Raw genomic sequence first — 24,934 nt, forward strand, 5'->3', positions numbered from 1 at the left:
GCGGGCCGGGCCTTGCCGCCACGGGACGCTTCGCCAACCTTCCGGCCGCGTGCGCACCGACGTGGGGGACGCAGCCCCGAGCGCGGCGTGGCGGTGCCGGCCCGTCCGGGTTCGTCCTGGTTCGTCCGCCGCCGGCGTCGAGCGCTCGCCGCCAACTGGACCGGCGCGAAGGGGCGGAACTGGCCGTGGGCGATGGGCCGGAGACCCGCTAATGGCCCCGCTTGCCCGGTACCGGCCGGCGCCCCCATCGCCCCGAGTGGCCCATGCCCGATCCGACCTCCCTCGCCCTGTTCTGCGCGGCGTCCCTGGTGCTCGCCGTCACGCCCGGTCCCGGGCTGTTCTACGTCGCCGCCCGGAGCCTCGCCGGGGGCCGCGCCGAGGGCGTGGCATCGAGCTTCGGCACGGGCCTCGGCGGCATGGTCCACGTCCTGGCGGGCGGTCTCGGGGTGTCCGCCCTCGTGCTCGCCAGCGCGGAGCTGTTCACGGTGCTGAAGCTGCTGGGTGCGGCCTATCTGGTCTGGATCGGCTGGCGCACCTTGCGCGCCGCCCGCCGCGACGGGGTGGCCGTCCCCCCGGGCGATGCGCCCTCGGGCGGGGCCGCGCGGGCCTTCCGCGACGGCGTGCTGGTCGAGGCCCTGAACCCGAAGACCGCGGCGTTCTTCCTCGCCTTCGTGCCCCAGTTCGTCGATCCGGCGGCCGGGGGCGTCGCGCTTCAGTTCGTGGTGCTCGGCGCCGTCTCGGTCGGCCTCAACACGCTCGCCGACCTCGCCGTCGCCGTCGCGGCGAGCCGCCTGCGCAAGGGCGCCGCCGCCCGCCCCGGGCTAGTCCGCCGCCTGCGCGAGGCCTCGGGTGCCGCGATGATCGCCCTCGGGGCCGGCCTCGCCCTCGCGCGGCGGCCCGCCGCCTGACGCTCACGACCAAGGACGACACCGATGCATTTCACCGGACTCTCCGCCTTTCCGATCACGCCCGCCGATGCCGGGGGCCACGTCGACGGCCCGGCCCTGCGCCGGCTCGTCGCCCGGTTATGCGCGGCCGGCGTCGATTCGATCGGCGTCCTCGGCAGCACCGGCTCCTATCCCTACCTCACCCGCGAGGAGCGCCGCCGGGCGCTTGAGGCGGCCCTCGACGAGGCGGGCGGCCGGGTGCCGGTGATGGCCGGCATCGGTGCGCTGCGGACCGACGAGGCGGTGCGGCTGGCCCAGGACGCGAGGGCGGCCGGTGCCGCGGCCGGGCTCCTCGCGGCGGTGTCCTACACGCCGCTCACCGACGACGAGGTGTTCGCCCATGTCGTCACGGTGGCGCAGGAGAGCGGATTGCCGCTCTGCCTCTACGACAATCCCTCGACCACCCATTTCCGGTTCGGCCCGGAGCTGATCGGCCGCCTGAGCCGGGTGCCCGGCATCGTCGCGGTGAAGAGCCCGGGGCAGGAACCGGAGGCGGTGGCGGGCCACCTCGCGGCGTTGCGGGCGGCGGTGCCGCCGGGCTTCTCGCTGGGCTATAGCGGCGACTGGCTCGCCACCGAGGCGATGCTCGCCGGCGCGGAGGCCTGGTACAGCGTCGTCGCCGGGATGTTCCCGGAGGCCGCCGTGGCGATCGTCCGGGCCGTGCAGCGGGGGGACGCCGCCGAGGCGCGCCGGCTCGATGCCCGGCTCGAACCGCTCTGGGCGCTGTTCCGGCAGTCTTCGAGCCTGCGGGTCATGTATGCCTGCGCCGATCTCCTCGGCCTGACCCGGGCCGTGCCGCCGCGGCCGATCCTGCCGCTCGGCGAGGAGGCGCGGGGGCGGGTGGCGGAGGTGATCCGGGCGCTCGACCTCCGGTAGAGGCACCGATGTCCGGCCGGCGCGGGTTCAGCCGGCCCGCGCCGCCCCGTTCCCGGCCCGGCGCCCGAACACCACGCCGGAGGTGAGGCCCGAGCCGCCCGGATAGCCGTTGAAGAACACGCCGCCGACCATCTCGCCGCAGGCATAGAGGCCGGGGATCGGTGCGCCGCTCTCGTGCAGGACCGCCCCGTCCCCGTCGACCTCGACGCCGCCATAGGTGAAGGTGATGCCGCCGGTGACCGGATAGGCCTTGAACGGGCCGGCCTCGATCCGCCGCGCCCAGTTCGATTTCGGGAGCGCGAGGCCCTTCGTGCCGCGCCCGTCCTTCACCGTCGGGTCGAAGGGCACGCTCTCGTCCACCGCCTGGTTGAAGGCCGCGATCGTCGCCCGCGCCTGGGCCTTATCGGTGAGGCCGTCGAGGCGGTCGATCAGGGCATCCAGCGTGTCGGCCTCGATGAAATGCGCATCGTGGAACCGGTACTCGCTGTAGAGCAGCGGATCGACCGCCGCGTCGAAGATCTGCCAGGCGACGTGGCCGGGCTGCTCCATGATGGCGCGGCCGAACTGGGCGTAGGTGTAGTTGCGAAAATCCCTGCCCTCGTCGACGAAGCGCTCGCCGCGGGCATTCAGCATCACGCCCAGAAAGTAGCAGATCTTGCGGTAATGCTTGCGCTCGAGATGCGGCAGATCGAGATTGCCGTAGGGCGGGGTGAACCGGTCCATCGGCGTGGCGTGGCAGCCGCCGTAGAATCCGTGGCGACGGGCGCCGAGGCGGAACGCCATGGCGAGCCCGTCGCCCTGGTTGTGCGGCGTGCCGCGCACCTTGGCCTCCGCCCAGCCCGGCCCGATGAATTCCTCGCGCATCGCCGCATTGGCCTCGAAGCCGCCGCAGCCGAGCACCACCGCCCGCGCCCGGATCTCGCCCGTGCTCGTGCGCAGGCCGCGGACCCGGCCGCCCTCGACGATCAATTCCTCGGCGGCGCAGCCGTAGCGGATCTCGCCGCCGAGCGCCTCGAAGGCGGCGCGCTCGGCCTCGGCGAGGCCGTGGCCCTCGCCGCGGGTCGCCAGCGTCAGCCCGCCCCAGAAGACGTGGCGCCCGTCCTTCTCGAAGGATTGGCGGGAATAGATCGGCTCGAACTTCACCCCCCGCGAGGCGAGCCATCGCACGGCGTCGTAGCTCTCGGCGATCAGCGCCTGCTGCTCGCGGCTCAGGGGCCGGCCGTCGTTGAAGCCCAGGAGGTCGGCGGCGAAACGCTCGGCCGGATAGGCGCCGAAATCGGTGTTCGGGAGACGCGGGTCGTGCGGGTCCTCCAGCAGCGGCAGCAGGTCCTCGGCGCCGTCATAGACGAAGCGCATCGCGCCCGCCGTGTAGGCGGTGTTGCCGCCGGCGAGATCCCGCCCGGCCTTCTCGATCACCAGGACGCTGCGGCCCTGCTCGCGCCCGGCGATGGCCGCGCTCATCGCGGCATTGCCGGAGCCGACGACGACGATGTCCCACTCGGTTTTCATGGCGTTCCTCCGCCACCCGATATGCCATTGTATGCGGCTGTATGCAACAATGCCGGCTTGTCGCGGCGCGCGCCCTCGCGCACATCCCGGGCGAGGTTCGAGGACGGGGTGGGATGACGGAGCGGGGATCGGGTGAGCCGCGCGGGGGCCAGAGCGCCTATGACCGCCTGCTCGGCGCCATCGAGGAGGGCGAATTGCCCCCCGGCAGCCGCCTGCGCGAGGCGGAGCTGGCCGAGCGCTTCGCGATCAGCCGCACGCCGGTGCGCGAGGCCCTGGCCCGGCTGGAGGCGCAGGGACTGGTGCGGCACGAGCCGCATCGCGGCGCCAGCGTGGCGCGGCTCGACTACGCACAGGTGACCGAGCTCTACGACCTGCGCGAGGTGCTGGAGGGCACGGCGGCGCGGCTCGCCGCCGTCCATGCCAGCGCGATCGAGGTCGAGATCCTGGAGGAGATGGTCGAGCGCGACCGGGGCCTGATCGGCGATGCGGCGGCGCTGGCGCGCACCAACCGCCTGTTCCACCGCCAGATCCACGCCTGCGCCCATAACCGCTTCCTGCAGGGAACGCTGGAGACGATGCGGCTCTCGCTCGTGCTCCTCTCCGGCACGACCCTTGCGCAAGGAGAGCGGGCCGCGGCGGCGATCGACGAGCATGCGGCGATCGTCGCCCGGATCCGCGCCCATGACGGCGACGGTGCCGAGGCGGCGGCGCGGACCCATATCCGGGCGGCGTTCAAGGCGCGGATCCGCCTGCACCAGGAGATGTGAGGGTGGAGACCCGGCCGATTCCCCAACTCGACCCGCGCACCGACGCGCTGCTTGCCGAGATCGCGGCGCAGGACGGCCGCCCCCTGTGCCGGGACGGCCGGCCCCTCGACCTGCGCGACGCGAACCTGAGCCGCGACCGTCTCGCGCCGCTCGCCGACGGTTCGGGCTGGTGGGACGCGGAGCGCCGGGGGCTGAACCTCGCCGGCGCCGAGATCCCGGGCAGCGACCTCGAACAGGCCGACCTCACCGGCGCCACCCTGAAGCGGGCCCGGCTCCCGGGCGCGCTGGCCCGCTCGGCGGATTTTTCCGGCGCGCTGATCGAGGAGGCGGATTTCGGCAGGGCCGATCTCAGCGGCGCCCGCTTCACCGGGGTGGCCGGCGGCCAGGCCGATTTCACCGAGGCGATGCTGGAGGATGCGAGCTTTCGCGATGCGTCCTTACGCTTCGCCCGCCTGCCCCGCAGCCTGCTGGACGGCGCGGATTTCTCCGGCGCCGACCTGTGGGGCGCCGACTTCACCGGGGCCGATGCCGACTACACCAGGTTCCGCGGGGCGCGCCTCGACGAGGTGAACCTGACGGACACCAACCTGACCCACGCCGATTTCGAGGGCGCGAGCCTGACCAAGGCGCGGCTCACCGGCTCGCGCCTGCGCAGCGCAGTGCTGACCGGCGCCAAGCTCGACGGGGCCGACCTGTCGGGCGCCGACCTCTCCGCCGCGACCCTTGTGCGGCTCGACCTCTCCTCCTGCGCCCTGCGCCACACGCGCTTTGCCGGCGCCTGGCTCAACGGCACCCGCTTTCGCGCCGCCCAGATCGGCGAGGCGGTGGGCGAGGAGGTGGCCGGCGAGTACGAGGCGGCCAAGGCGAGCTATCTCGCGCTGGAACAGAATTTCCAGAGCATCGGCAGCCACGACGAGGCCGGCTGGGCCTATCGCCGCCGCCGCCGCATGGGCCGCCTCCATGCCGGTGCGCTGTTCCGTGCCGCCTGGGCCGACCGCGACCGAAAGGGCATCTTCCGCCACGGCTATCGCTGGCTCGCCGACCATTTCGTCGAGTGGCTGTGCGATTACGGCGAGAGCCTCTCGCGGCTGTTCCGCGCCTTCGCGATCCTGATCGTGGTGTTCGGCGGGCTCTACGGCGTCACCGGCGGCCTGATCCCGGAGGGCGGCACGGCGGCGACCTACAACCTCCTCGATCTGATGAGCTACAGCGCCCTCAACATGATGACGGCGAACCCGCCCGAGATCGGCATCAAGCCGGTCGGCCGGGTGACCAACCTGCTCGTGGGGGTGCAGGGCGGGACCGGGATCGTGCTGATGGGGCTGTTCGGGTTCGTACTGGGGAACCGGTTGCGGCGGTGACAATGGCGCTAAATTCAACTGAACAGCATGCCACGCTTGCCAAGGGACTCTTCTACCCCAACCGCGACCTCATCCTGAGGTGCGAATGAAATGAGCCTCGAAGGAGGGCTCCAGATACCACTGTGACTCCTGGAGCCCTCCTTCGAGGTCAGTCGATCTACGATCGACTAACACCTCAGGATGAGGTTGAGGGTGGGAACGGATCATGCAAATCAAGCGGACACGCTCCGCGACTCGGGAGAGCCGGCTCCCGTCAGGACGCATCCCGCAGAACCTGAGGGCCTCCCCCCGCCCCCAATTCCTCCCGGATCACCTGCGTCATCGCCTTCAGTTCCGGCGACGCCCGGCCGCGCGGCTGGGCCTCGGCGATGCGGTGCGCGGCGACGATGCGGCCGGGGGCCCCGGCCAGCACCACGACCCGGTCGGCGAGGTAGACCGCCTCCTCGATGTCGTGGGTGACGAACAGGACCGTCTGGCCCGAGGCACGGCAGAGCCGGATCAACTCGTCCTGGAGGTTCTCGCGGGTCAGCGCGTCGAGGGCCGAGAACGGCTCGTCCATCAGCAGCACATGCGGCTCGACCGCCAGCGCCCGGGCGAGCGACACCCGCTGGCGCTGGCCGCCGGAGAGCTGGAACGGCCAGCGCCCGGCAAGCGCCCCGAGGCCCACCCGGTCGAGGGCGGCTTGCGCCCGCCGGCGCCGCTCGGCCCGGGGCAGGCGCAGCTTCTCGAGGCCGAAGGCGACGTTGTCGAGGACGCGGCGCCAGGGCAGCAGGCGCGAATCCTGGAACACCAGGGCCACCGCCCGGCGGCCGGGTTCGGGCTCGCTGACCGAGACCGTGCCGGCACTCGGGCACACGAGGTCGGCGATGACCCGCAGGAGCGTCGACTTGCCGACGCCGGAGGCGCCGACGATCGCCAGGAACTCGCCGGGCTCGATGTCGAGGTCGAGATCCGACAGCACCGTGGTGCGGGTGCCGTCGCGGGTGAAGGTGAGGGCGAGGCCCTGGATCGAAATCAGGCCCGCCATCTGAGGATCCAGCGTTGGAGGGCGGTGAAGCCGGCATCGAACACGCCGTAGAGCAGCGCCATGGTGAGCATGTAGACGACCACGATGTCGGTCGCGAGGAGCGTCGAGGCCTGCATCATCCGCTGGCCGAGGCCCGCGACGCCGAAGATCTCGGCGGCCACCACCGCCATCCAGGCCTGCCCGATCGCGGTGCGCACGCCGACGAGGATGCCGGGCATCGCCGCCGGCCACACCACCGTGACCAGGCGCTCGGGCGCCGAGCGGAAGCCGAAGGCGGCGGCGAGCTCGATCAGGTCGCGGTCGACGCCGCGGATCGCCCCGTGGGCCGCGAAATAGACGATCCAGAACACCCCGATCGCGACGATGAACAGGGCCGCCTCCGGGCTGACCCCGAACCAGATGATCGCGAACGGCACCCAGGCGAGGCCCGGCACCGGGCGCAGCACCCGCACCACCCAGGCGGTCAGGCCTTCGGCGGTGCGCGACATGCCCGTGAGCGTCCCGGCGGCGATGCCGAGGCCGACGCCGAGGCCGAGACCCGCGAGGTAATGCCCGAGGCTCCCGGTCACCGCCGCCAGCCACTGGCCGGAGCGCAGCTCGCGCAGGAAGGCCTCCGGCAGCACCGAGGGCGGCGGCAGGAAGGCCGGGTTGACGAGGCCGAGCCGGGGCACGGCCTCCCACAGGGCGAAGAAGGCGGCGAGCCCCAGGAGCGGGAGCAGGACCGCCGCGGGGCGGGATCGCATGGGCCGTTCTTTACTTGCCAGCGACCGCACGCTCGTAGAAGCGCGGCTCGAACAGCCCGTCGAGGGGCACCTCGCGGTCGAGCGCGCCGATCTTGACCTGGTAGCGCTGCATCGCCGCCGTCGGCTCGACGATCGGGCGCGGATCGGCGGTGAAGCGCGTCGCCGGGGAGGCGAGCGCCCGGCGGATGGTGGCGGTGTCGACGAGGCCCTTGCCGAGCGCGCCCTCGATGATCGGCGCGACGCGGTCCGGCTCGCGGCCGATCAGGTCGACCGCCCGCACGATGCCGGTCACGATCGCCTGCACGGCGTCGGGCTCCTTGTCGAGGAGCGCGCGGGTCACGGCGACGACGGTGCCGGGCTGGTTGGGGAACATCTCGCCGCCAAGCGCCATCAGGCGGATCGCCGGGTTGCGGCCGGTGACGATCGAGACCGCGGGCTCGCGCAGGGTCCCGCCCTCGACCGCACCGGCGAGCACCGCCTGCTGCGTCGCGTCGATGCCCATCGAGACGATCGTCGCGTCCTTCGGATCGACCTTCGCCACCTCCCACAGCCAGTATTGCAGGGTGGTGTTGGGCACCGAGCCCAGCGGCTGGGTGGCGACCCGGGCCGGGGTGCCGTTCGCCTCGCGGTAGCGCTTGAAGACGTCGGCCGGGGCGACGCCCTTCTCGGCGAAGCGGGCGAGCTTGGGGCCGGCGACGAAGACGTTCTCTTCGACCGAGGTGGCGGCTACCACCTTCACGTCGATGCCCTTGGAGCGGGCGACGCCGAGCGGCGCCACGCCGGCGACGTAGACGTCGAGGGTGCCGGAGGCCAGGGCCTGGATCATGTTCGGGCCCGACTCGAAGGTCGTGACGGCGAGCGACAGCCCGGCCTCCTTCAGCCAGCCTTCCTTCTCGGCGACATAGATCGGCGCCGCGGCGAGGATCGGGATCACGCCGACCCGGAGCGGCGCGCTGCGCCCCTGCACCGATGATCCTTGCGCCAGGGCCCGGCCGCCACTCAGGGCGCAGGCCGCCAGAACCGGGGCTGCCCCAAGGATGCTGCGTCGCGTGATGGTCATGGCCGGCCATTGGTGGGGAGAATTCGTCTCCGCTTAGGGCATCCTCCTGCCGCAGTGCAAGAACGGCGCCGATTTAAGAAAAATCATCCATATCATCGATGTATGACGGAATAATTTTCTATCTTTGGATGAATGTGGAGAAGAACGTCCGGCCCGGTCCCGGGCGTCGCAGGTCCGCGCCATGGCACGGCCAGTCCAATTTTTTGGTCAGCCCAGGCCAGCGCCGGTCCTCCGGCCTCTTCTAACCTCCGGTCGTCGGCCCAACCAGCCAGGAGCCCGGACCCGGATGGCCCTTTCTCGTCGCGACCTTCTCCGCACCGCCTCCGCCGTCCCGCTCTCGACCCTGGCGATGCCCGCCCTGCTCCGCTCGGCCAAAGCCGAGACGCCGATCCTGGTCGGCTCGCTGCACGACCAGTCGGGCCCGCTCGCGGCGTCGGGCGCCCCGATGGTCGAGAGCCTGAAGCTCGGCATCGAGGAAGTGAACGCGGCCGGCGGCCTGCTGGGCCGGCCGTTGCAGCTGGTGCATTACGACACCCAGTCGAACATCCAGATGTATTCGCAATACGCCCAGCAGCTCGCGGTGCGCGACAAGGTGGCGGTGGTCCATGGCGGCATCACCTCGGCCTCGCGCGAGGCGATCCGCCCGACCTTCAACCGCTTCAATGTGCTGTACTTCTACAACGTGCTGTACGAGGGCGGGGTCTGCGACCGCAACACCTTCTGCACCGGCACCACCCCGGCCCAGACGGTGGAGAAGCTGGTGCCCTACGCGATGACCAAGGGCGGGAAGCCCGCCAAGAAGGTCTACGTCATCGCCGCCGATTACAATTACGGCCAGATCACCGCCAAGTGGATGCAGAAATACGTCAAGGACCACGGCGGCGAGACGGTCGCGGTCGATTTCTTCCCCCTCGACGTGACCAATTTCGGTCCGACGATCTCGAAGATCCAGGCGGCGAAGCCCGACCTGCTGCTCTCGGCGCTGGTCGGCGGCAACCACACGGCGTTCTACCGGCAATGGACCTCGGCCGGGATGAAGGACCAGATCCCGATCGCCTCGACCACCTTCGGCCTCGTCAACGAGCCCACCACCCTCAACGCCGCCGAGAGCAACGGCATCCTCGGCGCCTACGGCTATTTCGAGGAACTGACGACCCCGGCGAGCACCGCCTACGTCGCCAAGCTGAAGAAGCAGGCACCGAACATCCCGTATATCAGCGAATTGGCGGCGGCGACCTACGAAGGTTTCCATCTCTGGGTCGAGGGGGTGAAGAAGGCCAAGTCCATCGACCGGATGGCGGTGACCGAGGCGCTGGAAACCGGGATCTCCTTCGACGGGCCGACCGGCACGGTCACGATCGACCACGCCACCCATCACGTCACCCGCAACGCCTATCTGGCGGCGGTCAAGGACCGGAAATGGGACGTGCGCGAGACCTATCCGGATGCCAAGCCCCAGGATACGGCGGCGGTGTGCAACCTGGTGAAGAACCCGCGCGACAACAAGCAGTATGAGATTTCGATCTGAGGATCGATCGCGCGGACAGATGATCCACCCTCCGCGTCATTCCGGGGCCGCGGAAGCGGAGCCCGGAATCCAGAACCGCGGACGGTTCAGGATCAAGCGGACGGCTGCCCGCCTCTTCCTGAACGACCTGCGGTTCTGGATCCCGGGCTCCGCTTCCGCGGCCCCGGGATGACGCGGAGAATGGCAGGACCATGGGTCTGTCGAATTCGTCCTGATACCATCCCCTCCCCCGCCCGGATGACGCCATGGATCTGTCGCTCATCATCGCGCTCGACGTCGTGAACGGGGCCGCCTCCCTGTTCCTGCTCTGCCTCGGTCTCGCGATCATCTTCGGAATGATGAAGATCATCAACCTGGCCCACGGCGAGTTCGTGATGCTCGGCGCCTATGCCACGGTGATCTCGGCCAATGCCGGACTCAACATCTGGATCGCGATGCTGGTCGTGGCGCCGCTCTTCGTCGGGCTGGTCGGGCTCGTCATCGAGCGCTGCCTGATCCGGTTCCTGTACGGGCGCCTCGTCGATTCGATGCTGGCGACCTGGGGCCTGAGCCTGTGCCTGATCGGCCTCGTCACGACGATCTTCGGCAACACCATCAACGGCGTGCCGACGCCGCTCGGCGGGTTCCAGGTCGGGGCCTACCGGTCGAGCTGGTACACGGTCTTCCTCCTCGGCATGGCCGTCCTGGTGATGGCGCTCGTCTACGGCGTGCTCCGCTTCACCCGCTTCGGCCTCGTCGCCCGGGCGGTGATGCTGAACCCGGGCATGGCAGCGACCCTCGGGGTCAATCCGGCGAAGATCTACATGGCGACCTTCGGCATCGGCGCCGCGGTCACCGGGCTCGCCGGCGGGCTCCTGGCGCCGGTCTCCGGCATCACCCCGGTGATGGGCACCGCCTTCGTCGCCAAGTGCTTCATCACCGTGGTGGGCGGGGGCGCGGCGATCATCTCGGGCACGCTCTCGGCCGCCGGCCTGTTCGGCCTCGTCAACCAGCTCGGCGCCTTCTTCACCACCCCGGTCTACGGCGAGGTGATCCTGTTCCTCTCCGCGATCCTGCTGATCCGCCTGCTGCCGCAGGGCATCTCCGGCCGCTTCTTCAAGGGAACGCTCTGAATGCCCGCTCGCCTCACGCTCGGGCTCCAGGCCCTGGCGGTCCTCGCCGCCGTCATTCTGGTCGCGGCGCTGCCCACCTATCTCGAACTCTTCACCCTGATGCAGCTGACGCTGTTTGCCGCGATGGGCGTGCTGGCGCTCAGCCTCGGCTTCATCTGGGGCTTCGGCGGCATCCTGTCCTTCGGCCAGACCGCGTTCTTCGGCCTGGGCGGCTACACCTACGCCATCGCGGCGATCAATTTCGGCGATTCGACCAACGCGATCCTGCTGGCGATCCTGTTCCCTGCCCTGTTCGCGGCGGCGCTCGGCTACTTCGTGTTCTACGGCCGGATCAGCGAGGTCTATCTCGGCGTCATCACGCTCACCGTCACGCTGATCCTGTTCAACGTCGTCAACTCGACGGCGGGCGACGCCTACACGATCGGCCAGGCCCGGCTCGGCGGCTTCAACGGCATCCCCTCGGTGCCGACCTTCAACGCCCCCTACACGCCGGATGCGGTGCTCACGCCCGAAGCCTCGTGGTGGGTCACCGGCTTCACGCTGGTCGGCGTCTATCTCCTCATGCGCCTGCTGCTCGCCAGTCCCTTCGGACGCATCGCCGTGGCGGTGCGCGAGAACGAGACCCGGGCGGCCTTGCTCGGCTACGATCCGCGCCTGATCAAGCTCGGCGTGTTCATGGTCGGCGGCGCCGTCGCCGGGCTGGCGGGCGCGCTCTACGTCAACTGGGGCGCCTTCGTCGGCCCGACGATCTTCTCCCTGGCGCTCTCGGCCGAGATCATCATCTGGATCACGGTCGGGGGCCTGGGCACCCTGATCGGCCCGGTACTGGGCTGCGTCCTGATCCAGTTCCTCAACGCCAAGATCGGCTCGCAGCAGGCCTTCAACTCCAACCTGGTGCTGGGCGTGATCCTGGTCGGCTTCGTGCTGCTGCTGCCGAAGGGCATCGTTCCGACGCTGAAGACCGCGTTCCTCGGCCTCGGCCGACGCGCCAAGCGGCGCCCCGCCCCTTCGACCTCGTCCCGGGCCCGGATCGCGGGAGCCGAATGACATGAGAGCCGAATAACATGAGAGATGAATGACATGGGAGACGCATAAGATGGATCCCCTCGTCCCCCTCCTGAAGACCGAGCACCTGACGATGCGCTTCGGCGGCGTCGTCGCCAACGACGACGTGAGCTTTACTTTAGGCGAGATGGAGCTGCGCTGCCTGATCGGCCCGAACGGTGCCGGCAAGAGCACCTTCTTCAAGATGCTGACCGGCCAGCTGACGCCGACTTCCGGCACCATCGCGTTCCGCGGTCAGACTCTGACCGGCCTGCAGAGCCACCAGATCGCCCGGCTCGGCATCGGCATCAAGACGCAGGTGCCGAACGTCTTCAACGGCGTGTCGGTGCGCGAGAACATCTGGCTCGCGGCCCGCCGCAAGACGACGCCGAAATTCACCGGGCCGCTCGTCGACGAGATCCTGGAGAAGATCCGGCTGACGCATCTCGCCGGGGCGACGGTGGGCCAGCTCTCGCACGGCCAGCGGCAATGGGTCGAGATCGGCACGGTGCTGGCGGGCGATCCCGAGCTGATCCTCCTCGACGAGCCCGCCGCCGGCATGACCGACGAGGAGACGCATCGCACCGCCGAGATCATCCGCGAGATCAACAAGACCCGGGCGATCGTCGTGGTCGAGCACGACATGGCATTCATCAAGATGATCGCCCGGACGGTCACGGTGTTCCACCAGGGCCGGATCATGATGGAGGACGGGATCGACGCCGTGCTCGCCGACCGGCGGGTGCGCGACGTCTATCTCGGCAAGAAGGTGGCGGCATGAGCGCATTGCTGGACGTGGAAGGCCTGCGGGCGAGCTACGGCCGGGTGCCGATCCTGATGGGCGTGGATTTCACCCTGGAATCGGGAGAATATCTCGGCATCCTCGGCCATAACGGCATGGGCAAGACCACCCTGATGCGGACCCTGATGGGGCACCTGGCCGCCGATGCCGGCGCGGTGCGCTTCGCCGGCACCGAGGTGACGCGGCTTCCCATCCACCAGCGCGCCCGCCTCGGGATGGGCCTGGTGCCTCAGGGCCGCGAGATCTTTTCCACCCTCAGCGTGCGCGAGAACCTGCGCATGGGGCTCGCCAGCGCGCCCAGGGAGGATCCCCGCATCATCGACGACGTGCTCGCCGATTTCCCCCGCCTGGTGCGTCTCCTCGACCGGCGCGGCGGCGCCTTGTCGGGCGGCGAGCAGCAACTGCTCGCGCTCGCCCGCTGCCTCTGCACCCGGCCGAAGCTCGTCCTCCTCGACGAACCGACGGAGGGCATCCAGCCCTCGATCATCGAGGAGATCATCGAGACGCTGCTGGCGCTCAAGAAACGCTGGGACCTGTCGATGATCATCGTCGAGCAGAACCTCGACTTCATCACCTCCTTGTCCGACCGGGTGCTCGGCATCCAGAAGGGCCGCATCACCGGCGAGGTCTCGCGCGAGGACCTGCTGGCGGGGCGGATCGGGATGGCGGCGGCTTAGAGTTCCATCAGAGCCCGCTGCAACACCGTGCATGACAGGACGTTTCACAAGCATGGCAACTCTTCCCACTCACACCCTCATCCTGGGAGCCTGTTTGAGCAGCGTGATTTGACAAAAATCGAGAACAATCAGGAGATATCCTACCATTCCACCTCATCCTGAGGTGTTAGTCGATCGCAGATCGACTGACCTCGAAGGAGGGCTCCAGAAGTCTCTGCGACCCCGGAGCCCTCCTTCGAGGCTCACTTCGTTCGCACCTCAGGATGAGGTTAGCGGGTAGGATGATCCCTTCTGTCTCAAATATTGGGTAGAAATACTGCTCAAACAGGCTCTGAGGTGTTAGTCGATCGAAGATCGACTGACCTCGAAGGAGGGCGCCAGAGATCGCACAGGCTTCTGGAGCCCTCCTTCGAGGCTGCCGCAAGCGGCAGCACCTCAGGATGAGGTTGAGGGGAGGAAGGCCGATTCAGCAATTTCATGCTCATGCCGTATGCTGTTGTTGCGCAAAACAGCGTTCTGTTTTGAATTTTATTTGATGAATCAGTTCTCGTTTTACCGCAAAATTCTCTAGCCGGTTCGATTCCCACTCTCGCATGCAAACCCAAGGAGACGCCCCATGGCCATCACCCGCCCGAGTGCCGCCCAGGTCCGCGAGCTCGCCGCCAGCCTCCACATGTCCCTGTCGCCCGAGGAGGCCGCGGCCTACCGGGCACTCATGGACGGCTCGTTCGACGCCTACGACGTCGTCGACGCCCTGCCCGACCACATCCCGCCGGTGAAGTATCCCCGCACCCCGGGCACCCGCCCGGCGCCCGAGGAGAATCCGCTCGGCGCCTGGTACTGGAAGAGCGAGGTGAAGGGCGCCGACACCGGCAAGCTCGCCGGCAAGACCGTGGCGCTGAAGGACAACGTCGCGCTCGCCGGCGTACCGATGATGAACGGCGCCTCGACGCTCGAAGGCTTCGTGCCGGCCTCGGACGCCACCATCGTGACCCGGATGCTCGATGCCGGCGCCACCATCCTGGGCAAGGCGGTCTGCGAGCATTTCTGCCTGTCGGGCGGCAGCCACACCTCGGATCCGGGACCGGTCCACAACCCGCACCGGATCGGCTACTCGGCCGGCGGCTCGTCCTCGGGCAGCGGCGCGCTGGTGGCCGCCGGCGAGGTCGATCTGGCGATCGGCGGCGACCAGGGCGGATCGATCCGCATTCCCGCCTCGTATTGCGGGATCGTCGGCATGAAGCCGACCCACGGCCTCGTGCCCTATACCGGCGTGATGCCGATCGAAACCACGATCGACCATACCGGCCCGATGACCGCGAGCGTCGGCGACAACGCCCTGCTGCTCGAGGTCCTGGCCGGTCCCGACGGGCTCGATCCCCGGCAATATGCGCCGCAGGTCGCCGCCTACACGCAAGCGCTGAAGAAGGGCGCCAAGGGCCTGAAGATCGGCCTCCTGACGGAGGGTTTCTCCGCCCCCGGCATGCAGGAGGCAGTGGCCGACAAGGTCCGAGCGGCGGCCGCCCGGTTCGAGGCCCTTGGCGCCACGGTCGAGGAGGTGTCGCTGCCGGCCTACCGGACGGCAGCCGCGGTCTGGGCCCCGATCGCGCTCGAAGGCCTGACCCAGCAGATGATGCTCGGCAACGGCATGGGCTTCAACTGGAAGGGCGCCTACGATGTCGGGCTGTTCGACGCCCACTCGGCCTGGCGCACCAAGGCCGACGACCTGTCGGAGACGCTGAAGATCTCGATGCTGATCGGCCAATGGGGCCTGACCCATTACCGCGGCCGCTACTACGCCAAGGCGCAGAACCTCGCCCGCAAGGTGCGAGAAGACTTTGCGGAGTGCTTCAAGACCTACGACCTGCTGCTCTGCCCGACCCTGCCCTGCACCGCCACCAAGCTGCCGGAGAAGGGCGCGCCGCTCGAGGAGGTCATCGTCCGCGCCTTCGAGATGGTCGCCTCGACCTCGCCGATGGACGTGACCGGCAATCCCTCGATGTCGATCCCCTGCGGCCTCGTCGACGGCCTGCCGGTCGGGATGATGCTGACGGCGCGGGACTGGAACGAGAGCGCGATCTACCAGGCCGCCGCCGCCTTCGAGGGCGCCGGCGACTGGAAGACGTTCTGATGAAGACGATCAGCGCCATCCTCCGCGCCCGGCCGGGCGCGGAGGAGACCTTGCGCGATGCGCTGCTCGACGTGGCGGCGCATGTCGCCGCGAACGAACCCGACACGGTCGGTTTCTTCGTCTCGCAGGATGCGGGCGACCCGACCCGCTTCACCACCTACGAGCGGTTCACCGATGCGGCGGCGATGGACCGGCACAACGGCTCGGCGGCGGTGGCGCGGTTCTTTGCCATCGCGCAACCGATCCTCGACGGCGAGGTGATCCTGGTGACCGCCGACGAAATCTCCGCCAGATGATCGGCAAGGTGAGCCCCTACGATACCCTGATCGTCGGCGCCGGCAGCGCCGGCTGCGTCCTGGCGGGTCGGCTGAGCGCCGATCCGGCCCGCCGGGTCCTGCTGCTCGAAGCGGGCGGCGAACCGCCGCTCGGCGCCATCATCCCGTCCGACTGGCCGAGCCTGTTCGACACGGAGGTCGATTGGGGCTTCCACACCGAGCCGCAAGCCGGCTGCCGCCACCGGCGGATCTTCTGGCCCCGCGGCCGGATGCTGGGCGGCTCGGGCTCGCTCAACGCCATGATCTACCTGCGCGGACTGCCCTCGGACTATGACGGCTGGGCGGCCATGGGCTGCCCCGGCTGGGGCTGGCGCGACGTGCTGCCGGATTTTCTCGGCTCCGAGGACAATCGCCGCTTCGGCAACCACCCGTTCCACGGCACCGGCGGTCCGCTCGCGGTCGAGGATTGCCCCTATCGCGACGAGGGCGAGACGCTCTGGGTCGAGGCCGCCCTGGCCGCAGGCCACCCGGCGAACCCGGATTTCAACGGCGGAAGCCAGGAGGGCGTCGGCTTCTTCCAGCTGACCACCCGTGGTGGCGAGCGCTTCGGCACCAAGCGGGCCTATCTCGATCCGGCGCGGGACCGGCAGAACCTGACGATCGAGACCGGCGTGCTCGTCACCCGCATCATGGTCGAGAACGGGCGCGCGGTCGGCGTCGAGTACCTGCGCAACGGCCGGCCCGAGCGGGCCTTCGCGGATCAGGTCGTGCTCGCGGCCGGCGCGATCGCCTCGCCGCATCTCCTGATGCTCTCCGGCATCGGCCCGGCGGATGCGCTCGGGCGAGCCGGCGTCGCACCGGTTCACGACCTCCCGGGCGTCGGCCAGGATCTGCAGGACCACCCGGCGATCACCCTCGCCTTCGCGGCGACGCGCCCGATCGGCCTCGGCGCCCTGGACGCGGCCGAGAGCATCCGAGAATGGCAGGCGCACCGCGTCGGCCCGCGGACCTCCAACTGGGCATCGGCGGGCGGCCAGGTCGCCACGAGGCCCGACCTCGAGCCCGACCTCCAGCTCTACGGCATCGCCGCACCGCACCGCGATTACGGCCGGTTCCTCTATCCGGAATCCGGCTTCACCCTGTTCGCGGTCCTGCAACGGCCGGAGAGCCGCGGCGAGATCCGCCTGCGCTCCGCCGACCCGATCATGGCGCCGGCGATCGACCCGCGCTACCTGAGCGACGAGGGCGGCCGCGACCTCGCCACCCTGGTCGAGGGCGTGAGGATCAACCGGGCGATCGCGGCGGCCGGCCCGCTCGCCGAGGTCATCGCCCACGAATTGAGCCCTTCGGCCGAATGCGTGAGCGACGAGGCCATCGCCCGGCACGTCCGCGGCCACCTCGCCTCGCTCTACCACCCGTCGAGCACCTGCCGGATGGGCAGAGACCCCGCGGCGGTCGTCGATCCGGACAGCTTCGCGGTCCACGGCCTCGACGGCCTGTTCGTCGCCGATGCCTCGATATTCCCCACAATGATTTCCGCCAACCTCAACGCGACGGTGATCCTGGTGGCCGAGCGGGCGGCGCGGGCGCTGGCGGGCTGACCGCGCCGCTACGAGGGCCGCACCGCGCCGCCGTCGCGGGCGGGCGTCGCGCCGTCATCCTCCGCGGCTCGAACTTCGTGGGACTGTTGCAGTCTTGCAGCAGGCAGGCCGGCCGGCATCGTCTCTAAGCAGGGATACCCGAGCGCAGCATAACAAGGTCCCCGCGCGATCATGACCGGACACCCCACGCCGATCCGACGCGTGTCGGCAGCCGCGGGCATCCTGCTCGTCCTGTCCGTCTCGGCGCCCGCTCGGGCCGAGCCGGCCGACCGGCCCGAGGCGAACCGGAAAGACGGGCGACATTCCGACAGGAACGGGGCGCAACAGCCCGGCACCGATGACGGCAAGAAGGACGGCGGCAAGAAGGACGGTGGAGAGAAGGACGTCGATACCGAGCACCTGTTCGGCTTCACCGAAGGCGCCGATGCCGGCGAGAAGGGGGAGCAGGAGGCGGTGGTCGATACCGTCACCCGCATCGGCAAGCGCACGGGCGGCCCCGGATCGTCGACCTACCGCGTGCTCGACACACGGTTCGCCTACCAGTTCAACCCCATCGACAAGCTGAGCATCGAGTTCAGCGCCTTCGGCACGCTGCGGCGGCAACGCAACGTCCTGGATCTCGACGACAAGTCCTACGGGACCTTCGACGGCGCCTCGCTGGAGGTGAAGTACCAGTTCCTGAAAGGGTCGAAGGAGCAGCCGCTGGGCCTCGCCCTGGAGGTGCGCCCGCGCTTCACACGCATCCTGCCGGTCGAAGGCCAGGGCGCCGACATCTTCGACATCGAGAGCCTGCTCCAGCTCGACGTGCAGCTGGTGCCGGACAGGCTCTGGTACGGCAGCAACATCAGCTTCGAGCCCGCGGCCGGTCGCCGGCGCGGCGGCGGTTCCGGCTACCGCTCCTCGACCTTCCTGTGGTCGAACGCCCTGGTGGCCCGGGTCGGGGAGAGCACCTATCTCGGACCGGAGATCCGCTACCTGCGCGGCTATGACGGCACCTTCCTGAACCAGCTCGAGAGCGAGGCGCTCACCGTCGGCCCTGCCCTGCATCACCGGTTCACCGAGAAGATCTGGCTGACGGTGGCGTATGCGGGACAGGTCTGGGGCCGCGACGCCGATCCGGCCCTGGCCGGCCGCGCCCTCGGGCTGAACCAGTTCGAGCGGCATCACGTCCGGGTCAAGTTCGGGATGGAGTTCTGACCGGCGATCGCCCTCGGCCGTTCGTCGCCTATGCCAGATCGACCGGGCGCCGCGCATGCCAATCGGTGACCTGCTGGATCGCGTGGCCGGCCCGGCACAGCATCGCCTCGGAGAGGTGCGGCCCGACGAGCTGGACGCTCAGGGGCAGGCCGGCCGCATCGATCCCCGCCGGCAGGGTGATGGTCGGGCTGCCGGAGAAGTTGAACGGCGCGGTGAAGCGCAGGAGGCGCAGGAGCACCTCCGGGTCCTGGCCGAACTCCGCCATCCGGGAGAGGCTCGGCACCGGAACCGGCATGGTCGGCACGAGCAGGCAATCGACCTCCTCGAACAGAGCCGCCAGGGCGCCCGAGAAGGCCAGTCGCTCGTGGTAGACCGCGCCGAGCTCGAGGCCGGTGACGCTCCGGCCCTGGTCGATCAGCCCGGCGAGGTCCGGGCCGTATTCCCCGGCCCGCGCCGGATAGGTCTCGCGATGGGCGAGCGCGGTCTCGACCGAGCAGAACGGAATCCAGCCGCGCACGAGGTCGTCGGTCGGCGGCATCGCGACCTCGCGGATCCGCGCGCCGCTCCCGCGCAACGCCGCCTCGATGCCACCGAGGGCCGCCGTCACCTCCGGGTCGACGCCCTCGGTCGTGAAGCGCCGGTCGATGCCGACGGTGAGGCCGCGGATCGAGCCGCCGGTCGCGCCGAGATAATCCTCCACGGGCGCCTGCGACGCCGTCGGGTCGTGCGGGTCGGCGCCCGCGATGACGCCGAGGATCGCCGCAGCGTCGGCGGCGCTGCGTGCCATCGGGCCGACATGGTCGAGGGAGGCGGCGAGCGGAAACACCCCGTGGCGGCTGACCCGGCCCCATGTCGGCTTGATGCCGGTGAGCCCGCAGGTCGCGGAGGGAAAGCGGATCGAGCCGCCGGTATCGGACCCGAGCGCGCCGTAGCACAGCCGCGCCGCGGTGGCGGCGCCCGAGCCGGTCGAGGACGAGCCGACCCAGTGGTCGCGCTCCCAGGGGTTGAGCGGGCCCGGATCGTCCGGATGATGGCTGGTATAGGCGCCCTCGGTCATGGCGAGCTTGCCGAGGATCACCGCCCCGCCCCGCTCGAGCCGCGCCACCACCGTGGCATCCGATTCCGGCACCCGGCCGCGATGGATCGCCGTGCCGGCGCCGGTGGCGGCGAAGCGGGTGTCGCACAGGTCCTTGATGCCGAGCGGCACGCCGTGGAGCGGGCCGCGGCTGATGCCCCGCGCCGTCTCCCGGTCCGCCCGCGCGGCGGCCTCAAGCGCGTGATCCGCGGTCACCGTGGTGTAGCTGCGATAGTCCCCGTCGAGGGTTGCGATGCGCGCGAGCATCGCCGTCGTCACCTCGACCGCGCTTAACCGCCGCCGGCGGATCGCCTCGGCGATGGAGACCAGGGATTCGTCGTGCAGGGTCGCGGACATCTCGTGGCCTCCCGGCGTTCCATCGGCCGTATCCTCGCCACCGGCCGCGTGCCCGTCTGGCCCCGGCCGGCCATGCCGCTTGGCCCATGACCGTCAGGAGCGACCAGGTCTGGCATCGGCATTGCTAGACCGGGTGCGGACGCACGGCGCGTCACCGGGGGCCCTACCGCCCGGAACCGCCCCGCCAGACGCCGGAGGGACCCGTCATGGCATCGCTCACCGCCTCGTCGGCCACGCCGGCCGCCCCGCCCGCCGCGATCACCACCTTCGACACCAACGTGCTCGCCGAGCCGTACCGCTTCTCCTACTGGCGCGACGCGATCTGCGCCCACTTGAGCCCGTCGGAGACGACCCGGCGGGGACAGGACCGGCCGTTCGCGGCGCGGCTGCGCAAGGTGGCCCTGGGCAAGGTCAATCTCTGCGACATCCGGTTCTCGCCGATGGCGAGCCGGCGCGACGCCGCCTGCCTGCGGCGGATGCCGGACGACGACGTGTTCGTGGCCCTCATGAAGACCGGCACCGGCCGGCTGGTCCAGGACGACCGCGTCGCCCTCCCGGCCACCGGCGACCTCGTGATCTACGATTCGGCCCGCCCCTTCCTGTGGGAGTTCGAGCAGGACACCCGGATGATCATCGCCCGGGTCGCCCGGCGGCAGATGGCGGCCCGCCTGCCCGACCTGGCCCATCTGGCGGCCCGGGTCGTCCGGCCCGGCCAGCCCTCGCCTCGACCATCGCCCACACCATGACCGACATCGTCGAGCTGGAATCGCCGCTCGGCGAGACCTGCTCGCAACGCCTCGGCAACTCGTTCCTCGAACTGCTCGCCGCCTCGCTGGAGGCGAGCCTGACGGCGCCGGGGCGCAAGGTCACCGACGAGGACCTGGTGCGCCAGGCCAAGACCTTCCTCATCGCCCATATCGAGGATCCCGACCTCGACCTCGCCACGGTGGCGGGAAGCCTCGGCGTGTCGCTGCGCACCCTCTGCCGCGCCTTCGCGGCCGACGGCACCACGGCGATCCGCTGGCTCTGGCAGCAGCGCCTGGAACTGGCCCACCGGCTGCTCGTGGAGGGTCAGGCCCGGAATGTCGGGCAGGTCGTGATGCAATGCGGCTTCAGCGACTTCTCGCATTTCAGCCGCGCCTTCAAGAAAGCCTACGGGGTGATGCCGAAATCGGTGCTGCGGCCGGCGGGTTGATCCTGCCAACTCCTCGGACTATTTTGAACTTCAGGGCGTTTTTGATTGTCTACACCGTTTTTGTACATCCGCCTCGTCATTCCGGGGCCGCGAAAGCGGAGCCCGGAATCCAGAACCGCGGATGATTGAGAACAAGGCGGCTCGCGCTCCGCTTCGTCGTCCACCACCTGAGAGCCTGTTTGAGCGGGGTGAATTGACAAAAGCGGAGAGGGTGGGATGATCCCGCCTGCCGCACGTCTTGGGTAGAAAATCGTGCTCAAACAGAGTCTCAGAGCCAGTTTGACTTACAAAAATCTAGCCGCGACGACCTGTCCTATCCCTCTCGCGACCTCATCCTGAGGTGCGATTGTAAGGAGCCTCGAAGGAGGGTTCCAGAAATCTACGTGATCCCTGGAGCCCTCCTTCGAGGTCAGTCGATTTTCAATCGACCGACACCTCAGGATGAGGTCGCGTGTGGGGATCAGTGCTTGAGCCAATCAAACCGACTCTCAGATCACCTGGACCTTCGTGCCGACGGGCACGAAGCGGTAGAGTTCGATCACGTCCTCGTTGAGCATCCGGAAGCAGCCGGCCGAGGCCGCCCGGCCGATCGAGCGCGGATCGGTGGTGCCGTGGATGCGGTAGAGCGTGGAGCCGAGATAGAGGGCGCGGGCCCCGAGCGGGTTGCGCGGGCCGCCGGCGACGGTCCGCGGCAGGCCGGGCCGGCTGCGCCGCATCTCCGGCGTCGGGGTCCATTGCGGCCATTCCTGCTTGGCGGTCACGGTCTGGACGCCCTTCCAGGTCGTGCCGGGGCGCCCGACCGCGACCCGGTAGCGGATAGCCGTGCCGTCGCCGCGCACGAGGTAGAGCAGGCGCGCCGCCGTATCGACCACGATGGTCCCGGCCGCTTGCGCGCCGGGATAGCCGACCACCTTGCCGCGCCGCAACGCCGGCAGGGCCACGGGCACGGGCGGGGGAGCGAGGCGCGGCGCGTCGACCCCCGGCAGCGGCTCGGGCGGGAGCGCGGCCACGCGCACCGGCGCATCCGGTGCGGGGACGGAGGTTGCCGGAGCCGGTGCCGCGGGCGCCGGCGCAACGGGGATCGGCGCGGGGATGAGCGGCGCGGCCGGAGACGGCTCGGGCGCCAGCGAGGCCAGACGCATCGGGGCATCCGGCAGCGGCAGTGCCGGCACGGTCGGGGCGGCGGCGGGCGGCGCGTCCGCGGTCATGGCCGGGCGCGGCGCGCCGATGGCGGCGGCCGGGCGGGAGCGGCAGCGATAGACCCGCCGTCCGTCCGCCCGCATGGTCACCGGGCCGATCGCATCGACGACGATCTGCCGGGGTTCCGCCTGGGCATTCGCCCGCAGGTCCTCGTCCGAGCGGAAGCAGCGCATGTGGAGGCGGTAGCCGATCGCGGTGTCGGAGACCGTGTCGATCCGGCAGCGCAGGTCGTGCGCGTCGAGCCGCGCCTCGGCGGCGGGCTTGAGCCGGATCTCGAACACCCGCGGGCTCGCCGGGTCGGCGCAGTCGCGCAAGGACGGCGCCCACCAGCCCACCGGCGACTCGTCGGCGCTCATCGCCTGGGCGGCGCCGGCGCTGCAGAGGAGAAGAGCGGGCAGGAGCCGGCCGAGACGTCGCATCGTGGGGGGCTTTCCGGACAGATCCGTGACGGGCGAGAGGCGTGTTCGACGGTGCGGGCTCACCGCCCGAGCGGGCCGCCCGCCTCGGCGAGGTTGCGGAAGCCCGCGGCCTGCGGGGCGGTGCCGATCACCACGAACCCGCTCCAGCCGGCGAGGGGCGCGGGCCCGTCCGGTGCCGGTCCGCCTGCCGCCGCATCGGCGACCAGCGCGATGCGGACCTCCCCGCCGGACCGACTCTGCTCCCGGGCCGGCGGCGTCTCCGGGGCCTCGTCGAACAGCCCGGACCGCAGGACGAGCGGCGCCTCCTCGGTGAAGGCGGCCGGCGGGCGGGCGGCCACGCGCAGGGCCGCCATGCGGGTGCCGAGCCGGTCGAGGGCGAGGCGGATCGGCCGGGCCCGCGGCGCCTCCAGGGCCGCCAGCGCGGCCTGCGTGTCGCCCTGCGCCGGCACCACGTGGACGACGCGGTATCCGCGCGCCTTCAGCTGGCGCAGCAGCTCCGGCAGGATCGCCACGGTCCGGGACTGGATGTCGTGGAGCAGGATGATCCCCCGCCCTGCCGCGTCGAGGCGCTTGAGCACCCGCGCCATCACCGCCGCCGGGGTGATGCGCTTCCAGTCGTCGCCGTCGACGTCGATGCTGAACGGCACCAGCTTCTGCGCGACGGCGTAACGGTCGAGGGGTGCGCTGTGCCCGAGGCCGGGAAAGCGGAAGAACGGCGACAGGGACGGCGCGTCCGCATCGGTCAGGACGGCGCGGGCGGCTTCGAGCCCGCCATTGATCTGGTCGCGCCGCACCGCCTCGCTGCGGACCCGGTTCAGGTAGCGGTGCGACCAGGTATGGGTCGCGATGGTATGGCCCTCGGCGGCGGTGCGGCGCAGCGTGTCGGGGAATTGCGCCACCATGCTGCCGATGACGAAGAAGGTCGCCTTCACGCATTCCGCCTGGAGGGCGGCCAGGACCGCGTTGGTGCGCCGCGGCAGCGGGCCGTCGTCGAAGGTCAGCACCACCTCGCCGCGCTCGAGCGGCAGGGTGCGCCCGTAGCTCGCCTGTCCGACCGGCCCCTGGGTGAACGGCACTTCGAGGGTCCGCGCGGTGCCGAGCGCCTCGGGCCCGCATTCGCGGGCCGCGGCGAGAGCCGGCGGCAGGCACAGGATTCCGGACAGCAGCAGGAGCTTGAAGCAACGCACGCACAAACTCCGCCACGCCGATCGATTGTCCGAGGGAATTTCTCATGCAAACCTGAGTCGGCGGTAAACGCATGGCCGTGCTGCCGCAGTCGCTTCGGGACCAGGTGACGGAATCTTCCCGCGCTGCGCGGGCCGCCCTCAGATGTCCGGCATGGTTAATCAGGGTTCATAGCGACCGAACCGCTCCGGGTTTCGCAAAATCGTCGATGACCGAGCGGGATGGAGCCGTGGCGACGCGAGCACCCAGGCTTTCGAAAGGGCGATCACCGCATCGATCGACGATACACTTCGAGCGCCGGTGCGGCAGGCGGCGACATGGTTCCGGCGATCGACCCGAAACACGACGGCTCCCAATAAACAGGGCGTCACCGCCGCTTTACCAGGAGGCCGCTCGGCTCTTCTCCAACTGTCTCGATCCGCCCCGTCGTTCCGGGCTCCGCTTTCGCGGCCCGGCGAAACGTGGTCGGCGATGTGCTGGGCGACGACCAGCTGCGAGCGCCCGTCGAGGCCTTCGCAATGCAGGTCTCGGGTGTTCGGTTCTTCATCGTCGCTCGCCAATGGGCGAGTTCCGACGCGCGACCGACAGATCAACGGCTTGCGGCCCTCGATGTGTCGTAGATTTTACAGCGGCCCCTCCTGTCGGGGTCGCGACGTTGGCGCTCGCCTCGCAATCACCGCTCCCGCGAACGACACAGGGCTAGCCTCCGGTCGCGCTTGCCTCTATCATTGGCGATTGTCGCAGCCAGTCACAATCGCAGACGATATACTTTGCCTGCGAGATGGATCCGCGTTCAGCCGCAGCTTCTTGACATCAAGTTCCGAACATGAGCCATCAATTCTCGAT

At 70.0% G+C, this 24,934-nt stretch carries 23 protein-coding genes; 15 read left to right on the top strand and 8 right to left on the bottom strand.

Annotation, left to right across the window (positions count from 1 at the left end; all coding sequences use genetic code 11):
• Positions 1–263: 263 nt before the first annotated feature.
• Together F1D61_RS06070 and F1D61_RS06075 are read left to right on the top strand one after the other, a co-directional pair.
• Entirely contained in the window at positions 264–908 is a 645-nt protein-coding gene (locus F1D61_RS06070; RefSeq protein ID WP_203156928.1) for a LysE family translocator, read from the top strand.
• Between the two features lie 24 nt (positions 909–932).
• Entirely contained in the window at positions 933–1,823 is an 891-nt protein-coding gene (locus F1D61_RS06075) for a dihydrodipicolinate synthase family protein (RefSeq protein ID WP_203156929.1), read from the top strand.
• Between the two features lie 27 nt (positions 1,824–1,850).
• On the opposite strand, the gene tcuA is transcribed toward F1D61_RS06075, so the two are convergent.
• Positions 1,851–3,332 (bottom strand): FAD-dependent tricarballylate dehydrogenase TcuA, encoded by a 1,482-nt coding sequence (tcuA, locus tag F1D61_RS06080; RefSeq protein WP_203156930.1) that lies wholly within the window; start codon positions 3,330–3,332, stop codon positions 1,851–1,853.
• Between the two features lie 113 nt (positions 3,333–3,445).
• Here tcuA and F1D61_RS06085 point away from each other — a divergent pair, with 113 nt between their 5' ends.
• Positions 3,446–4,099: a GntR family transcriptional regulator gene (locus tag F1D61_RS06085; protein ID WP_203156931.1), complete on the top strand. Its 654-nt coding sequence runs from the start codon at positions 3,446–3,448 to the stop codon at positions 4,097–4,099.
• A 2-nt stretch (positions 4,100–4,101) separates the two neighbouring features.
• Positions 4,102–5,460 carry a pentapeptide repeat-containing protein gene (locus tag F1D61_RS06090; protein WP_203156932.1) on the top strand — a complete coding sequence of 453 codons (1,359 nt, stop codon included), beginning with the start codon at positions 4,102–4,104 and terminating at the stop codon, positions 5,458–5,460.
• Between the two features lie 253 nt (positions 5,461–5,713).
• On the opposite strand, the gene F1D61_RS06095 is transcribed toward F1D61_RS06090, so the two are convergent.
• Genes F1D61_RS06095 through F1D61_RS06105 form a run of 3 tightly spaced genes read right to left on the bottom strand, consistent with a single transcriptional unit; the run spans position 5,714 to position 8,290 of the window.
• Positions 5,714–6,487, bottom strand: coding sequence for an ABC transporter ATP-binding protein (locus F1D61_RS06095; RefSeq protein WP_203156933.1), 774 nt, complete (start codon positions 6,485–6,487; stop codon positions 5,714–5,716).
• A complete protein-coding gene (locus F1D61_RS06100; protein ID WP_203156934.1) occupies positions 6,475–7,230 on the bottom strand; it encodes an ABC transporter permease in 756 nt (251 codons plus the stop codon). Before F1D61_RS06100 ends, F1D61_RS06095 begins: the two co-directional genes overlap by 13 nt.
• Before the next feature lie 10 nt (positions 7,231–7,240).
• Entirely contained in the window at positions 7,241–8,290 is a 1,050-nt protein-coding gene (locus tag F1D61_RS06105; RefSeq protein ID WP_203156935.1) for an ABC transporter substrate-binding protein, read from the bottom strand.
• Between the two features lie 286 nt (positions 8,291–8,576).
• On the opposite strand from F1D61_RS06105, the gene F1D61_RS06110 reads away from it, so the two are divergent.
• The 9 genes from F1D61_RS06110 to F1D61_RS06150 all read left to right on the top strand — a co-directional run bounded on the left by F1D61_RS06110 (position 8,577) and on the right by F1D61_RS06150 (position 18,657).
• Complete coding sequence (locus tag F1D61_RS06110; RefSeq protein ID WP_203156936.1) at positions 8,577–9,818, top strand: urea ABC transporter substrate-binding protein; 1,242 nt, start codon at positions 8,577–8,579, stop codon at positions 9,816–9,818.
• Between the two features lie 245 nt (positions 9,819–10,063).
• Complete coding sequence (locus tag F1D61_RS06115; RefSeq protein WP_203156937.1) at positions 10,064–10,930, top strand: branched-chain amino acid ABC transporter permease; 867 nt, start codon at positions 10,064–10,066, stop codon at positions 10,928–10,930.
• The gene (locus tag F1D61_RS06120) at positions 10,931–11,977 is read left to right on the top strand and encodes an ABC transporter permease subunit (protein ID WP_203156938.1); all 1,047 of its coding nucleotides are present in this window, start codon (positions 10,931–10,933) and stop codon (positions 11,975–11,977) included. It abuts the gene before it with no gap.
• A 49-nt stretch (positions 11,978–12,026) separates the two neighbouring features.
• Positions 12,027–12,755 carry an ATP-binding cassette domain-containing protein gene (locus F1D61_RS06125; RefSeq protein WP_203156939.1) on the top strand — a complete coding sequence of 243 codons (729 nt, stop codon included), beginning with the start codon at positions 12,027–12,029 and terminating at the stop codon, positions 12,753–12,755.
• Positions 12,752–13,453 (top strand): ABC transporter ATP-binding protein, encoded by a 702-nt coding sequence (locus tag F1D61_RS06130; RefSeq protein WP_203156940.1) that lies wholly within the window; start codon positions 12,752–12,754, stop codon positions 13,451–13,453. Before F1D61_RS06125 ends, F1D61_RS06130 begins: the two co-directional genes overlap by 4 nt.
• Positions 13,454–14,069: 616 nt before the next feature.
• On the top strand, positions 14,070–15,584 hold the full coding sequence (locus F1D61_RS06135; protein ID WP_203156941.1) for an amidase: 1,515 nt from the start codon (positions 14,070–14,072) through the stop codon (positions 15,582–15,584).
• Complete coding sequence (locus F1D61_RS06140; protein WP_203156942.1) at positions 15,584–15,880, top strand: putative quinol monooxygenase; 297 nt, start codon at positions 15,584–15,586, stop codon at positions 15,878–15,880. The genes F1D61_RS06135 and F1D61_RS06140 overlap by 1 nt, the downstream gene beginning before the upstream one ends.
• The gene (locus F1D61_RS06145) at positions 15,877–17,460 is read left to right on the top strand and encodes a GMC family oxidoreductase (RefSeq protein ID WP_203156943.1); all 1,584 of its coding nucleotides are present in this window, start codon (positions 15,877–15,879) and stop codon (positions 17,458–17,460) included. Before F1D61_RS06140 ends, F1D61_RS06145 begins: the two co-directional genes overlap by 4 nt.
• 201 nt (positions 17,461–17,661) lie before the next feature.
• Positions 17,662–18,657: a hypothetical protein gene (locus F1D61_RS06150; RefSeq protein ID WP_246775743.1), complete on the top strand. Its 996-nt coding sequence runs from the start codon at positions 17,662–17,664 to the stop codon at positions 18,655–18,657.
• 28 nt (positions 18,658–18,685) lie between these two features.
• On the opposite strand, the gene F1D61_RS06155 is transcribed toward F1D61_RS06150, so the two are convergent.
• Positions 18,686–20,089, bottom strand: coding sequence for an amidase (locus F1D61_RS06155; protein WP_203156945.1), 1,404 nt, complete (start codon positions 20,087–20,089; stop codon positions 18,686–18,688).
• Between the two features lie 206 nt (positions 20,090–20,295).
• Here F1D61_RS06155 and F1D61_RS06160 point away from each other — a divergent pair, with 206 nt between their 5' ends.
• Positions 20,296–20,835, top strand: coding sequence for a hypothetical protein (locus F1D61_RS06160; RefSeq protein WP_203156946.1), 540 nt, complete (start codon positions 20,296–20,298; stop codon positions 20,833–20,835).
• Entirely contained in the window at positions 20,832–21,284 is a 453-nt protein-coding gene (locus F1D61_RS06165; RefSeq protein ID WP_203156947.1) for a helix-turn-helix transcriptional regulator, read from the top strand. The genes F1D61_RS06160 and F1D61_RS06165 overlap by 4 nt, the downstream gene beginning before the upstream one ends.
• Before the next feature lie 488 nt (positions 21,285–21,772).
• Here the strand turns inward: F1D61_RS06165 and F1D61_RS33950 are convergent, their stop codons facing one another.
• From F1D61_RS33950 to F1D61_RS06180, 3 genes are all read right to left on the bottom strand, one after another.
• Positions 21,773–22,903: a L,D-transpeptidase gene (locus tag F1D61_RS33950; RefSeq protein ID WP_246775744.1), complete on the bottom strand. Its 1,131-nt coding sequence runs from the start codon at positions 22,901–22,903 to the stop codon at positions 21,773–21,775.
• A gap of 59 nt (positions 22,904–22,962) precedes the next feature.
• The gene (locus F1D61_RS06175) at positions 22,963–24,090 is read right to left on the bottom strand and encodes a polysaccharide deacetylase family protein (protein ID WP_203156948.1); all 1,128 of its coding nucleotides are present in this window, start codon (positions 24,088–24,090) and stop codon (positions 22,963–22,965) included.
• Between the two features lie 159 nt (positions 24,091–24,249).
• A complete protein-coding gene (locus F1D61_RS06180) occupies positions 24,250–24,648 on the bottom strand; it encodes a hypothetical protein (protein WP_203156949.1) in 399 nt (132 codons plus the stop codon).
• Between the last annotated feature and the right edge of the window lie 286 nt (positions 24,649–24,934).

Source organism: Methylobacterium aquaticum, assembly GCF_016804325.1.
Taxonomy (GTDB): Bacteria; Pseudomonadota; Alphaproteobacteria; order Rhizobiales; family Beijerinckiaceae; genus Methylobacterium; species Methylobacterium aquaticum_C.

Coding starts and splice junctions, on each gene's coding strand:
- F1D61_RS06070 (WP_203156928.1), top strand. CDS start 264: ATGCCCGATCCGACCTCCCTCGCCCTGTTCTGCGCGGCGTCCCTGGTG.
- F1D61_RS06075 (WP_203156929.1), top strand. CDS start 933: ATGCATTTCACCGGACTCTCCGCCTTTCCGATCACGCCCGCCGATGCC.
- tcuA (WP_203156930.1), bottom strand. CDS start 3,332: ATGAAAACCGAGTGGGACATCGTCGTCGTCGGCTCCGGCAATGCCGCG.
- F1D61_RS06085 (WP_203156931.1), top strand. CDS start 3,446: ATGACGGAGCGGGGATCGGGTGAGCCGCGCGGGGGCCAGAGCGCCTAT.
- F1D61_RS06095 (WP_203156933.1), bottom strand. CDS start 6,487: ATGGCGGGCCTGATTTCGATCCAGGGCCTCGCCCTCACCTTCACCCGC.
- F1D61_RS06100 (WP_203156934.1), bottom strand. CDS start 7,230: ATGCGATCCCGCCCCGCGGCGGTCCTGCTCCCGCTCCTGGGGCTCGCC.
- F1D61_RS06105 (WP_203156935.1), bottom strand. CDS start 8,290: ATGACCATCACGCGACGCAGCATCCTTGGGGCAGCCCCGGTTCTGGCG.
- F1D61_RS06110 (WP_203156936.1), top strand. CDS start 8,577: ATGGCCCTTTCTCGTCGCGACCTTCTCCGCACCGCCTCCGCCGTCCCG.
- F1D61_RS06115 (WP_203156937.1), top strand. CDS start 10,064: ATGGATCTGTCGCTCATCATCGCGCTCGACGTCGTGAACGGGGCCGCC.
- F1D61_RS06120 (WP_203156938.1), top strand. CDS start 10,931: ATGCCCGCTCGCCTCACGCTCGGGCTCCAGGCCCTGGCGGTCCTCGCC.
- F1D61_RS06125 (WP_203156939.1), top strand. CDS start 12,027: ATGGATCCCCTCGTCCCCCTCCTGAAGACCGAGCACCTGACGATGCGC.
- F1D61_RS06130 (WP_203156940.1), top strand. CDS start 12,752: ATGAGCGCATTGCTGGACGTGGAAGGCCTGCGGGCGAGCTACGGCCGG.
- F1D61_RS06135 (WP_203156941.1), top strand. CDS start 14,070: ATGGCCATCACCCGCCCGAGTGCCGCCCAGGTCCGCGAGCTCGCCGCC.
- F1D61_RS06140 (WP_203156942.1), top strand. CDS start 15,584: ATGAAGACGATCAGCGCCATCCTCCGCGCCCGGCCGGGCGCGGAGGAG.
- F1D61_RS06145 (WP_203156943.1), top strand. CDS start 15,877: ATGATCGGCAAGGTGAGCCCCTACGATACCCTGATCGTCGGCGCCGGC.
- F1D61_RS06155 (WP_203156945.1), bottom strand. CDS start 20,089: ATGTCCGCGACCCTGCACGACGAATCCCTGGTCTCCATCGCCGAGGCG.
- F1D61_RS06160 (WP_203156946.1), top strand. CDS start 20,296: ATGGCATCGCTCACCGCCTCGTCGGCCACGCCGGCCGCCCCGCCCGCC.
- F1D61_RS06165 (WP_203156947.1), top strand. CDS start 20,832: ATGACCGACATCGTCGAGCTGGAATCGCCGCTCGGCGAGACCTGCTCG.
- F1D61_RS33950 (WP_246775744.1), bottom strand. CDS start 22,903: ATGCGACGTCTCGGCCGGCTCCTGCCCGCTCTTCTCCTCTGCAGCGCC.